Raw genomic sequence first — 13,708 nt, forward strand, 5'->3', positions numbered from 1 at the left:
GAGCAACTAGTTGGGGGCTGTTTCGCGTTTTGCACTCCCCCGTATGGCGACCATCGAACGGGTGGCCCCAACCTGAACAGGCGGTATCAAGTGGTGCGTAGACCGTCTCCCGCGTCTCTTCGGATGAAGAGAGCTTCCGGAACGATGCCGGCGGCAGAGGTTGCTCCTCTGGCGCGCCCTTTGGCATGGCGTGGAAGAAGGCAGTCCCGCCTGGCTGTCAGCGTTGTTTTCACGCTCCTGGTTTGCTTGACACTGACCTCCAGCCCGTCCCTGGCCTTTGAGCTGTTCGGTCTCCGCCTGTGGGGTTCAAAAGAAGAACAGACGGACCCTGTTCCGGATCCCCTCCCCTACAAGCCGGAACTCGTGCTGGCCACACCTGACAAGGACTTGCAAAAAAGCCTGGAAACCGCGTCCCTGCTGATTTCGGAGGAAAAGCAACTTCCCTCGGGCACGGATGGTCTGATCGCGCGCGCGCTGTCGGATCGTGAACGTATCGTCGCAACCCTTTACACCTCCGGCTATTATGGGGGCACGCTCTCCATCCGCCTGGCAGGAACACCGCTGGAAGATGCTCTTGAATCGGGGCAGGTTTCCAGTCAGCGGCCGCTTCCAGTCACGATCTCGGTGGATCAGGGCCCTTTGTTCCGGTTCGGCAAGATTTCGATCACCGGAACGGATGCCGATGCGGCGACCGCCGGCCTTCAAGCGGATCCCGTTCACTGGGGCCTGAAACCCGGTTCGCCAGCCCGCTCCAGTGAAATTTTGTCTGCCGAAAAAATGATCATCACCAGCCTGCGGGATAAGGGATATCCGACGGCACGTATCGCCGACCGCGTGATCATTGCCGACCACAAAACGAAGCTGCTGGACGTTGAGTTGAAGGTGGAAGCTGGACCAAAAGCCACGTTTGGACAGGTTTCGGTCACCGGCACCGACAGAACCAAACCTGGATTTGTGTCCCGCCAAGCCATGCTCCCGGTGGGCACCGTGTATTCGCCGGAGGAAATCAGCAAGGCCCGGAAACGGCTTGAGGATCTGGAGATCTTTTCGTCAATCAACTTCATCGAGGGCGATATTTCGCCGGTTGACGGGATCATGCCGATCACCATCGAAGTCTCTGAACGAAAGCGTCACACAATCGGTGCCGGCTCCACGTTCTCAAGCACCGACGGGCTTGGCCTTGAAGCCTACTGGACCCGGCGCAACCTGTTTGGCCGCGGAGAATCCTTGTCTTTCGACAGTACCGTCGGGCGCATCGGAGCAACAAGCGCCGATGACATGGAATATTCGGCAAAGGTCACATTCGAGAAGCCGGGCGCATTCGGGCCACTCACGACTTTTACGACGAGCCTCGAGGCCGCACAGGATTCGACAGATTCCTACACCAGCCGGAACGTCACCTTTGAAGCCCATCTCAGCCGCAAGTTCAGTGACCGGCTCACCGGACGCGCCGGAGGCGAACTGTTTTACGCAAACGAAGACGATGTTTTCGGACATGGCGTGTTTCTTCTGGCTGGACTGCCTGCCAGCGCCACATATGACAGCCGCGATGACAAGCTGAACCCGTCCAAGGGCATCTATGCCTATCTGTTCGGCGAACCGGCTTATGACACGCTCTCGGGCAATTCCATGATGTTCATGGAGAGCACGGTTTCGAGCTATCTGGCGCTTGACCGGGCGAAGCGGTTTATTCTTGCTGGAAAGGTCACGGGCGGGTCGATCATCGGCCCCGAAATTCAGGAAATTCCGGCCAGCCGCCGGTTTATTGCAGGCGGGGGCGGGTCCATTCGCGGCTACACCTACCGCAATGTCGGGCCGCGGGTCGATGGCGAGATTGCCGGGGGCCGGTCGCTTCTGACCATGTCAGGCGAATTGCGTTTGCAGTTCACCAAGACCATCGGCGCGGTCGCATTTGTCGATGCGGGCAATGCGTTTGAAGGAACGCTTCCGGATTTCTCGGAAGGCTTGAAGGTGGGCGTGGGCGCCGGATTGCGTTACTTTACACCGGTAGGCCCCCTTCGGCTCGATGCGGCCATCCCGCTCGAACCGGAAGAAGACGATCCTGATTTTGCAATCTATGTCGGCCTGAGCCAGGCCTTTTGAGGACCATGACCTTGCTGATGCGTTTCGTTCGCAGTGTGTTGTGGGTGGTGCTGATCATTTTGGCGCTTCCCTTTGCGCTGCTTGCTTTCCTGCAATTCCCGGTTGGCCAGACATTCGTGTCGTCGGTGGTCAGTTCGCTTGCCAGCAGTGACGAACGAGAGATCACGTTGTCCGGGCTCAAGGCGGGTTTCGGGCTGGATATCGAATTTACACGACTGACCATTGCAGACCCTCAAGGCGAGTGGCTTGAAGTCGACAACGCGGCCCTCGACTGGACCCCGCTGGATTTGCTTTCACGCCGAGTAACCGTCGACCGGCTGGTTGCAGAGCGGATCAGCATCGTCCGGCCGCCTGCCGCAGAGCCAGCCGAAAGCACCCGGACACGGAAGACAGGCGAAGGCGGCTTTTCAATGCCTCTTGGCCTTTCCGTGAAGGTCGATCGCATTTCCGTGCCCCAACTTGACCTCGGCGCCGATCTCGCCGGGTCGGAAATCGCGCTGGCCATCAATGCCGCAATGGACGTGACACCCTCCCCGCTTACTCTGGCGGCGGACCTGAACGTCACCCGGATTGATGGCGTTGCGGGTGAGATCACGTCAACATTTGCCTTTGCGCCCGCGGACGAAACCTTGAGATTCGACATCCGGATCCAGGAGCCCCGCGGGGGCCTTGTTGCCCGCGCCGCCGACATTCAGGATCTGCCTGCGCTCGACGTTGAGCTCAAAGGTGACGGGCCTCTCGATGACTGGGCGGCCAATTTGAGCGTTGCGCTGGATGGACGTCAGACCGCCACGGGATCCGCACGCATTCTGAAGACCGCAAACGCCCGGCGCCTGACGCTTGATCTCGATGGCCAGATCGACCCGCTCGCACCGCCGATCGCTAGCGGATTTGTTCAGGGAACAACTCATCTGAAGAGCGAAATCGATCTTACGAACGCCTTTGTTCCCACGCTTGTGCAGACCACCCTCGAAACCCAAACGGTGAAGGCAGATCTTTCGGGAACCTATGACCCTGAAAGTCAGGCCTTGTCGGCGACGGCCGACATTCTGATCGCTGCGGGCGGAGATTCCCTGATTGCACTCGACATTGACGAGCGCCGTATTGCTGCAGGCCCACTCAGCCTCAAGGCCGAAGCAAACGGGCGGCTTGACGATGCTGCCTGGTCGGCGGACCTGTCCGCGCAAACGCTTCAAACCACCGAAGGTCAAATCGGAAACCTGACGGTCAAGGCCCAAGGGCAAGACGCCAATTTCGACCCCTCCATCCTCGCGGTACCCTTCCAATTAAATGTGGCTGCCACGGACATATCGGCAGCAGATCAGAAACTCGGCCTGTTGAATGGCAACATTACATTCACAGCCAGGGGCCTCGCCAACGGAACGGACCGGGTGCTCACCCTCGACAGGGCCGCGCTTGAGACCCCGGTTGCCAAGCTTGACCTCGACAAGACAACTGCGTCGCTTGATCAGATCGTCACCAGCGGGGTGCTGGAGGTGCCGGATCTGGCAAGCCTGTCTGGCCTCGCAGGCAGAACACTGGCAGGGTCGGCGCGCACCTCCTTTTCCGCAGATCTTGATCCGGCCGACCTGACAGGGTCGGGCGCGATCACCCTGTCCGCGCGGGACGCGAAAACCGGAATGGAAAAGCTTGACGGCTTGCTGATCGGGGAGACCGTTGTCTCCGCGGATGCAACCCTCAAGACCTTGAACGACATCAGGGTAACCAATCTGAAACTCGGCGCCAATGGCTTGACGCTCACCGGAAACGCGGCGCGAACCGGTGAAGACATTCAGGCGGACCTTTCCGGGGATCTCAGCGTACTGTCGCGCCTCGATCCGAGAGTTTCCGGCGACCTTGCCTTTAACGTGGAAGCGGGAGGCACGCTTGAGGCTCCGACCCTGTCCCTCGTTGCAAGTTCCTCCGAACTCCAGTTGTCCGGCACTCCTTTGAAGAACCTGAAGGCGGCCGCATCCGCAACCCTTTCGAAAACGGAACCGGGCGGATCGGTGCAAGTTTCGGGCGACCTCAAGGGCGCTCCCCTGAATGTCACGGCCGATCTCGTCAGCAAGGACAACGGAGCCGTTGCCGACCCGATCGACTTTCGCCTGGCCAGCAACCGCCTGACCGGAAAAATGGCCATAGGCGACCTGAGCCGGGCGCTGGAAACGCTCGACGGCCAAATCAGGATCGATGCACCGGATTTGAGCGAACTTTCCCCCTTGATCCTGACCGAGATTTCCGGCGCGCTGTCCGGAGATCTGGTGGCCCGATCCGGCAGTGATGGGCAGGAAGCATTGAAGGTCGATCTCACAGCCCAAAAAGTGACCGCCCCCGGGGTCGACATCGATGCACTCACATTGGAAGCCTCGACCAGTGCATTGACCGACACCAACAGTTATCGCGCCAATGTCAAGGCCGGCGACATTCTCGCCGGTTCGACACTGGTCAAGTCGGCCACCATCACTGTTGTCCCGGACGGCAAAGGCATCAAGGTCGATGCGACGGCGGCAATGACGGAGGGCGGCGCCCCTGAAGATGTCAGCCTTTCAGCCCGGCTGGAGCAGACAGCAAAGGGCGCAAAGGCAGACCTCCTGAAATTGACCGGCCGTTACCGCGATATCCAGACTGATCTCGTCGCCCCTGCCCATGTTGTTTATGAGGATGGAACGGCATCGATCGACCGGCTGGAGCTGAAGCTTGGCAGCGGTTCCTTGCTGGTTGGCGGCACTGCTGGTGAAAAACTGGACTTCAAGGCGGACCTGAAATCCATTCCGGTCGCCCTTGCCAACAGCGTGCAGCCGGGACTTGGGCTGGACGGCACCCTGTCCGGTACGGTCACGGTGACCGGCAGCAAAACCGCCCCCAAAGTTGTTTGGACCATCAACGGCACGAATCTTACGGCAACTCAGGTGCGTGATAACGGCCTGGCTGCCGTGTCCGTCAACACTTCAGGGACCCTCGAAAACAATATCATCACCCAGAAAACCGTTCTGGACGGCGGCAACGGACTTGGCATGACCGCCTCAGGGACAGTCGGTCTGAAAGCACCGGGAACCCTCGACATCGCCCTTGACGGAAACGCGCCGCTGGCGGCCTTGCGCCAACGCCTGACCATGGCGGGACTGCGCGGAGAGGGCTCGGTCCGGATCGCGGGAAAGATCACCGGCAGCTTCCAGAAGCCGCTCTACAATCTGACAGCAACGCCCACCGGCGTGCGCATGACCAGCCTGAACACCGGCGTGACCATTCAGGACGTGACCGGGACCGTCAGCGTCACACCGGAAGCCGTTTCGATCAATCAACTCAACGGGGCGGTTGCAAGTGGCGGATCGTTCAGTGCTGCGGGCACAATCGGGCTCGGGGCCGGCATGCCGGCTGACCTTAGCGCCAAGCTCGACAAGGCGAAATATGTTGATGCCAGTCTCGTGACGGCGGTGGTTGATGCCGACATCAAAGTGACCGGAGACCTTGCGGGCACAACCAATTCCGCGTTGATCAGCGGAACAGTCACCATCGACAAGGCGGACATTTCCATTCCCGAAACCCTCCCCGGCACCGTATCGCCGGTCATCGTCCGGCATGTGAATGCGCCAAAGGCCGTCCAGCAACAGGTTGCCGAACTCGGCGGCGAGCCCAGAAGCGAAAAGGTCGAGGGCACAAGCAACCCGCCGCGCCTGGATGTGACCCTGAACGCGCCGGGCCGGATCTTTGTTCGTGGCCGGGGGCTCGACGCGGAACTGGGCGGAAACCTGAAGATCATCGGGACGACACAAGCCCCGCAAGCGATCGGCGCTTTCGAGCTGCGCCGGGGACTTCTCAACATTCTTGCCCGGCGCCTGACCTTTTCAAAAGGTGAAATCACCTTCTCCGGATCCCTGACGCCGGTGATCGACTTTGCCGCCACCAGCACGGTCAGCGACACCACGATCACGGTCAGCATCACCGGCAATGCGGACGATCCGAAGATTGCGTTCACCTCATCGCCGGACCTGCCTCAGGACGAGGTCCTGTCGCTTCTTCTGTTCGGCAAGTCGGTCGGAACCCTGTCGCCAACACAGATCGTGGAATTGGCCACCTCCGTGGCGGTACTGACCGGCGGCAGTGACAGCGGACCCCTTGCCCAAATCCGCAAATCGCTCGGACTGGATGTCGTTGATCTCAATATTGATGACGATGACGGACCCGCGCTGGCGGTTGGAAAATACATAAACGATAATATCTATCTGGGTGTCGAGCAGGGAACCGGAACCGGAAGCAGCCGCGTGCAGGTCGATATCGAACTGGATCGCGGCGTCAAGTTGCGCGGAGAAGTCGGCGCTGACGGATCTTCCAAGGCCGGTATCTTTATCGAACGTGAATACTGAAACCCGGATTGTCAAAACCGCCGATACCCTTGCCAAAATCCGCCACCGCCCTGTCGCGCTCCGACACATCGTCATTGGGCGGTTGCAGTCAGCCCACCGGCCATGCAAGGTTCACGGTGAAGCTGCCCCGCTTTCGGTCGGAGCAGTCCAGTCCAAACCCAAAAGGGGAATTCAACGTGGCCATTGGCACACAACCGCAAGGAAGTGAGGCATACATGTCGCGCAGCACCGACTACACATTGGGTGAGCGGATCTGCAGGGCCCGGGACGCCATGGGGCTGTCGACGGCGCAGCTGGCGCGGCGGCTTGGGGTCAAGACATCCACCTTGCAAGGCTGGGAAAGCGACCGGTCCGAACCTCGGTCCAACAAACTAGTGCTTCTCGCCGGACTTTTGAACGTCAGCCCGACCTGGCTCCTGATCGGACGCGGCTCGGCACCGGTGGAAGATGACGGTGCGCCTGCCGATCTCGACAGCATGCGGCTTGCTCTGGACCGTGTGCACAAGCACGCCCTGTCCCTTGCCGAAGAGATCGAGCGCCTGAAGCAGCGGCTCGACGACGCCTGACTTTCCGGTGATGGCCGGATAGCGTCCACTCTTGACGCACATCCGGCCTTGCCCCCCCCCGCGTATCCGCGCAACCTCATTCCTTTCTTTCCTGAATTCAAAACAATATCTGCCCGTTCCGGACCTTGCGGTGCCGGTGGAAGCCGACCTATCACTTTCAACGGGAGAAAACGGCAATCTTGCCAAAGGAGACAAGCCATGGCGCTCGATACAGCACTCACTCGTGAAGCGGTCTTCATTGATGGTTCCTGGAGCGCAGCCGATGGCGGGGGAACGATCGAGGTCACGAATCCGGCGACAGGCGGCGTGATCGGCACCGTGCCAAATTGCGGCCGCGCTGAAACAGAACGCGCGATTGCCGCCGCCTACAAGGCCTTTCCTGGCTGGAAGGCCCTGACCGCCGAACAGCGCGGAACACTGATGCACAAGCTGTGCGACGAGATCATGGCCAATCTCGATGGCCTCACCCGCTTGCTGACCCTGGAAATGGGCAAGCCAATGGCCGAAGCGCGGGGGGAAATCAGCCTTGGTGTCAAATACATCCGGTTCTTTGCCGAAGAGGCGAAACGGGTCTATGGCGATGTCATCCCCTCACCCTGGGGAGACCGGCGCATCATCGTCACAAAGGAACCCGTCGGCGTCGTCGGTTCCATCACGCCCTGGAACTTTCCGAATTCCATGATTGCCCGCAAGCTCGGGGCCGCTTTGGCCGCCGGGTGTCCCATGGTGATCAAGCCATCCGAACTCACCCCCTACTCCGCGCTCGCCTATGGCGTCATGGCCGGGAAGGTTGGCTTTCCAAAAGGCGTCATCAACATTCTTACCGGAGACGCCGCTGAAATCGGTGCGGAGATGTGCGAGAACCCCGTCTTGCGCAAGATCACCTTTACCGGCTCGACCCGGGTTGGCAAGCTTCTCGCAGGAAACGCCGGCAAGCACATGAAAAAGATCTCGATGGAGCTTGGCGGCAACGCCCCTTTCATCGTGTTCGATGATGCGGATCTCGACAAGGCGGTCGAAGGCGCGATCGCCTCAAAGTTCCGAAATTCGGGCCAGACCTGCGTTTGCGCCAACCGGATCTATGTTCAGCACGGGGTTTATGATGCATTCGCCGAGAAACTCAAGGCAGCGGTCGAAGCACAGCTGAAGCCAGGGAACGGCCTCGACGACGGTGTGACGCAGGGGCCGCTCATCAACGAAGCGGCAGTTTCCAAAGTCGAAGCCCACGTCTCCGATGCGCTCGGCAAAGGCGCCCACCTGAAAACCGGCGGCCGGCGGATTACAGGCGCGGGAACCTTTTTCGAGCCGACCATCGTCACCGGTGCAACCGGGGACATGAAGGTCGCTCACGAAGAAACCTTCGGCCCGCTTGCAGCTCTTTTCCGCTTCACCGATGAACAGGAAGCCATCACACTCGCCAACAGCACGGAATATGGCCTCGCCTGTTACTTCTACACACAGGATCTCGGCCGCACTTTCCGCGTCATGGAAAACCTCGAATATGGTCTTGTCGGTGTCAATGAAGGGGTCATCACCACCGAGGTCGCCCCGTTTGGCGGCGTCAAGGACAGCGGTCTTGGCAATGAAGGCTCGAAATACGGCCTCGATGACTATCTGAACATCAAGTACAGCTGTATCGGCGGCCTCGGGTTCTGATACAGGCAAAGCGGGAAGCCGGGCCAGCCCGGCTTTTCGGCCGCCATGCCAGCAGAAACATTCAGACCGCGGCGGACAACATCTCGGCCTCGACGGCACGGAACAGCGCGACATGGTCGATGTTCATCTGTTCGACCCCGCAGCGGACCGCCCGTTCAAAGACAGCGCGTTCAGCGCCGCCGTAAAACATCTGGGTAACCAGGCCCCCCCGCTTGGCTTCCTGCACGAGCCCGGGCGTGATGTCGTCTTCATGGAACTCCAGAATATGTGCATCAAGCGCCACCGCACGCGCGACCGAGCCCACATGTTCGAACAGCACCATCCGGCGGAAATCCGGAACCTTGGCACGCGTCTCGGCACGAATCGACTGATCGAACGAAAACGTCCAGGACTTTTCAAGCAAGCCACGGCGGGCAAGCATGTCCCGGACCCGGCCCGGATCCGCGTCCTTGATTTCCGCATAGACGCCGATACGGCCCATGCACGCATCCAGAAAGACATCCAGCCTCGGAACGCGCTCACCGGAGAACTGCGTGCCAAACCAGCTGCCGGCATCAAGCAGATCGATTTCCGACGCAAGCAACTCACCAAAGCGGCCGTGGCCGTCGGTCGTCCGCTCAACGGTTTCATCATGGTGGACATACAAGACGCCGTCCCGGCTTGTGCGGACGTCCAGTTCCACAACATCAGCACCGAGCTCAATGGCGCCATTCAGCGAAGCCAAAGTGTTTTCGGGCGCATCAAGGCACGCTCCACGATGGCAAATGATTGCAGCTTTTTGCAAAACACTCTCCTAATCCCTGAACAAAGCGCACAGGGGACTCTTCCAAGCCTATCGCCCGGATTTGATGGAAGTAGATCGTGAGTGCCTGATTTTCTTGATAGGCTGATGACAGTGACTGAGAATTTCCGGGACAGTTCGGGAATTTTCCGCGAAGCTGGATCGATCGTATGCTTCTGGAAACGTAGCCCTCTTCCGCGACATGCCTTGGATGACGTGCTGAAACCAAAACACAACGGCCAATGTATCGTCATTTGTTCACAAATACCGAACAGTCAGTCAAATTGCGTACCGAAAAATCTCCAATATGTTGCTTTCATCGCGTTCGACCCCGACCGCGCTCGCACCCTATCGCCAAGGATTGATCATGCTCCGCCTAGCAACTTCCGCTTTCGCCCTGTCTCTCTTGTCGACTGCCGCCTACGCCGAACAGGTGGCCTATGACTTTGACAAGTCCCATTCGAACCTGTCTTTCACCTACAATCATCTGGGCTATTCAACGACCGACGGACGGTTTGGCGAGTGGGACGGCATATTGCTCATCGACCAGGAAAAGCCGTCCAATTCTTACGTTGAATTCACTATCGATACCGACAGTCTTGATACATTCTGGCCAGCACGGGACGAGCATTTGAAAAGCTCCGACTTTTTTGATGTCGCCAAGTTTCCGCAAGCCACTTTCAAGAGCACCAAGGTCGAACAGGTTGCGGAGAAGCAGCTTGAAGTCACCGGGGACATGACAATCAAGGGAATTACCAAGCCGGTAACCCTGACAGTTGATGTGACTGCGATGGGCGAACACCCGATGGCCAAGAAACCGGCTGCCGGTTTTGCCGTTAGAACCGTGTTGAAGCGCTCCGACTTTGGAATGGATCAGGCCGTCCCGTTCGTTGGAGATGACGTAACTGTTGTGTTCCATACCGAAACGCTGGAAAGTGCAGACAACTAGCAACGGCAGGGGGCGCTTTTTGCAGCCCCCTTCCTTTCGGGCCAGAGGAGAGCTGAATGCTTCGAAACTCCTATAGCGGCTATGGCTGGGTCGCGATTTTGTTTCACTGGACCATGGCCGTCCTGATCATTTGCATGTTGGCGCTTGGCCTGATCATGACCAGCATGCCACAATCGAACCCGCTGACCTTTCAGCTGTATCAGTTGCACAAGTCCTTCGGTATTGTCGTTCTCGCGCTTGCGGTTCTGCGGCTCGCCTGGCGTGCCGTCAATCCTGGCCCCAAGCTGCCGGAAACCAGCAAGGCCTGGGAATTGGCTGCCGCCAAACTCGGACATGCCGGCCTTTATGCCTTGATGCTCCTGATCCCGCTGAGCGGCTGGCTCATGGTATCAACCTCCCCGCTCAACATTCCCACCCTGTTGTTCAATGTCTGGCAGGTCCCGCATATTCCGGTCCCCGCTTTTTTCGGCAGCAAGCAACAAGTCACCGGCTTCTTTTCCGAAAGCCATGAATTGCTCGCCTATGTTCTGATCGCATTGCTTGTTCTTCATGTCGCGGCCGCGTTGAAGCACCATTTCATTGAGCGGGACCAGATCTTGCGCCGGATGATTTCGACCGGGCCGGGCCGGGACCCTCAATAGTTCGTAATTCACAAGGATTGTCAGACATGCATACGGTTAAGTTGATCGCTGCCACGGCCCTGTTGCCGCTCGTCTTTGGGTCCCTGCCGGCGACCGCAGCAACATGGGACGTGGACGAGGCCGAGAGCAAGCTCGGATTCGAAGTCAAACAGGGCGATGGCACGGTTAAAGGCACGTTCCCGGACTGGAGCGCGAGTATCGACCTTGACCCCACGGCCCTCGAAACCGCCGTGATCACGGCGCAGGTCCAGACCACCACAATCAACACCGGCGTTGCCGAAGTCGACAGCATGCTGCCCGGGGCGGACTTCTTTGACGTCAACACGTTTCCTGTTGCCGAGTTTCTGTCCCAGAACGTCCGGCTGGTCGGCGGCAACAACTATGAAGCCGACGGCACCCTGTCGGTTCGCGGGATCGTCCATCCGGCCAAGCTGACCTTCACACTCGACATTGACGGCAACAAGGCCCACGCGGTTGGTGAGGCCAAGGTCAAGCGCCTCGACTATGACATTGGCAAAACAGTGAATTCGGACACTTTGGGCAATGTCGTGACCGTTTCCTTCGACCTCAAGGCTGTTCAGCAATAGACGGGCCGGTCACGGCGAAACCGCTTTTTCTTTCGGGGACCGGGCGCTTGGCGTTTCCGGTCCTTTTGGCTTATGAAGGCCCCATAATCAGACCAAGGCGCGTGGGCCTTTGCATCCCTCGCGCACCAGAGACCAAAGGCAGCCTCCCATGAATGCTCCTGTCACCACGCCCGACTACCAGCACAGCTCCCTGTTCCCGCAGGGCGAGGACACGACGCCTTACCGCAAGCTCACCTCGGACTTCGTCCGGACAGAAACCTTCAACGGCGAAGAGGTTCTTGTGGTCGAGCGCGAGGGACTTCGCCTGCTCGCCGAGGAAGCCTTCAAGGATATCAACCACTTCCTCCGCCCCGGTCATCTGGAGCAGCTGAAGAGGATCCTTGATGATCCGGAGGCAACCGAAAACGACAAGTTCGTCGCTTTCGACCTTCTCAAGAACGCCAATATCGCGTCTCACGGCGTCCTGCCGATGTGTCAGGACACCGGGACAGCCATCATCATGGGCAAGAAGGGCCGCCGGATCTGGACAGCAGGTGCCGACGAGGCAGCGCTTGGCGAAGGCGCGCGCGATGCCTATTTCAAGAAAAACCTGCGTTATTCGCAGCTGGCGCCCCTCTCGATGTTCGAGGAAAAGAACACCAAGAACAACATGCCGGCCCAGATCGAGCTCTATGCGGAGGGCGAGGACGCCTACAAGTTCCTGTTCATGGCCAAGGGCGGCGGCTCTGCAAACAAGACCTTCCTGTTTCAGGGTACGCCTTCGCTCCTGACCCATGACCGGCTGGTGGAGTTCCTCAAGGAAAAGATCCTGACGCTCGGCACCGCCGCCTGCCCGCCTTACCATCTGGCAATCGTCATCGGAGGCACGTCGGCCGAGTTGAACCTCAAGACTGCCAAGCTTGCCTCTGCCCGTTATCTCGACACCCTGCCGGAGGCCGGATCGGAACTCGGCCATGCCTTCCGCGACAAGGCAATGGAAGAAGAGATCCACAAGCTGACCCAGGCGACCGGCGTTGGCGCACAGTTCGGCGGCAAATATTTTTGTCACGATGTGCGTGTGATCCGCCTTCCGCGCCACGGGGCCTCCCTGCCCATCGGGCTGGCTGTGTCCTGCTCCGCCGACCGTCAGGCCACCGGCAAGATTACAAAGGACGGGATTTTTCTGGAGCAGCTTGAAATGCACCCGGAAAAATATCTTCCGGAAGTCACCGACGAACACCTTTCGGACAATGTGGTCAAGATCGACCTGACCCGCCCGATGCCGGAAATCCTCGCCGAACTGACAAAACACCCGATCAAGACCCGGCTGTCGCTGTCCGGTCCGCTGATCGTGGCACGCGATCTTGCCCATTCCAAGCTGCGCGACCGGCTGGAAGCGGGCGAGCCCCTGCCCGACTACATCAAGAACCACCCGGTCTATTACGCCGGCCCCGCCAAGACCCCGGAAGGCATGCCGTCCGGTTCATTCGGGCCGACCACGGCGGGCCGCATGGATGCCTATGTCGACCAGTTTCAGGCCGCAGGCGGGTCCATGGTGATGCTGGCCAAGGGCAACCGCTCGGCCCAGGTGCGCCGCGCCTGTCAGGCTCATGGCGGTTTCTATCTCGGCTCGATCGGCGGCCCGGCCGCCCGTCTCGCACAGGACTGCATCAAGAAGGTGGACGTGGTCGAGTTCGAGGAACTCGGCATGGAAGCCGTCTGGAAGATCGAGGTCGAGGACTTCCCGGCCTTCATCGTTGTCGATGACAAGGGCAATGACTTCTTCAAGGAATTGAACCTGAGCTAGAACTGCTCCGGCCCGAAAGGTCCATTTGATACTGGAAAACGGCCCGCTCGGCTCAACGCTTTCGCGAATTGCGATCTGTTTGATTGTGCGCTGCGCACTTAAGCCGACGGGCTGTTTTACACAACGTCGACGCGTCTACACCTTATGTTTTTTCAGCTTGACCAGCCGTTCGGGGCCACTCCAGCGCCCGCAACCAGCAAGCTGAACCAAGCGGTGATAATTGCGCCGGAACTATCCTTTGAAAAGACCTCTGCATATTGAAGCCAATCGAA

9 protein-coding genes are annotated in these 13,708 nt (G+C 59.2%); 8 read left to right on the forward strand and 1 reads right to left on the reverse strand.

Going from position 1 to position 13,708, the window contains the following annotated elements:
• Positions 1–246 precede the first annotated feature (246 nt).
• From E1297_RS23250 to E1297_RS23265, 4 genes are all read left to right on the forward strand, one after another.
• Positions 247–2,103, forward strand: coding sequence for an autotransporter assembly complex family protein (locus E1297_RS23250; RefSeq protein ID WP_209015947.1), 1,857 nt, complete (start codon positions 247–249; stop codon positions 2,101–2,103).
• A gap of 17 nt (positions 2,104–2,120) precedes the next feature.
• Entirely contained in the window at positions 2,121–6,470 is a 4,350-nt protein-coding gene (locus tag E1297_RS23255) for a translocation/assembly module TamB domain-containing protein (protein ID WP_196223389.1), read from the forward strand.
• A 215-nt stretch (positions 6,471–6,685) separates the two neighbouring features.
• Positions 6,686–7,036, forward strand: coding sequence for a helix-turn-helix domain-containing protein (locus E1297_RS23260; protein ID WP_155142751.1), 351 nt, complete (start codon positions 6,686–6,688; stop codon positions 7,034–7,036).
• 198 nt (positions 7,037–7,234) lie between these two features.
• A complete protein-coding gene (locus tag E1297_RS23265; protein ID WP_155142753.1) occupies positions 7,235–8,692 on the forward strand; it encodes an NAD-dependent succinate-semialdehyde dehydrogenase in 1,458 nt (485 codons plus the stop codon).
• Between the two features lie 61 nt (positions 8,693–8,753).
• On the opposite strand, the gene E1297_RS23270 is transcribed toward E1297_RS23265, so the two are convergent.
• Positions 8,754–9,476: a glycerophosphodiester phosphodiesterase family protein gene (locus E1297_RS23270; RefSeq protein WP_155142755.1), complete on the reverse strand. Its 723-nt coding sequence runs from the start codon at positions 9,474–9,476 to the stop codon at positions 8,754–8,756.
• Positions 9,477–9,840: 364 nt separating this feature from the next.
• Here E1297_RS23270 and E1297_RS23275 point away from each other — a divergent pair, with 364 nt between their 5' ends.
• The 4 genes from E1297_RS23275 to E1297_RS23290 all read left to right on the forward strand — a co-directional run bounded on the left by E1297_RS23275 (position 9,841) and on the right by E1297_RS23290 (position 13,436).
• Positions 9,841–10,422: a YceI family protein gene (locus E1297_RS23275; RefSeq protein WP_155142757.1), complete on the forward strand. Its 582-nt coding sequence runs from the start codon at positions 9,841–9,843 to the stop codon at positions 10,420–10,422.
• 56 nt (positions 10,423–10,478) lie between these two features.
• Entirely contained in the window at positions 10,479–11,063 is a 585-nt protein-coding gene (locus E1297_RS23280; RefSeq protein ID WP_155142759.1) for a cytochrome b, read from the forward strand.
• A 26-nt stretch (positions 11,064–11,089) separates the two neighbouring features.
• Positions 11,090–11,650, forward strand: coding sequence for a YceI family protein (locus tag E1297_RS23285; protein ID WP_155142761.1), 561 nt, complete (start codon positions 11,090–11,092; stop codon positions 11,648–11,650).
• 148 nt (positions 11,651–11,798) lie between these two features.
• On the forward strand, positions 11,799–13,436 hold the full coding sequence (locus tag E1297_RS23290; RefSeq protein ID WP_155142764.1) for a fumarate hydratase: 1,638 nt from the start codon (positions 11,799–11,801) through the stop codon (positions 13,434–13,436).
• Positions 13,437–13,708: the final 272 nt, after the last annotated feature.

The sequence above is a fragment of the Roseibium sp. RKSG952 genome (genome assembly GCF_009711355.1).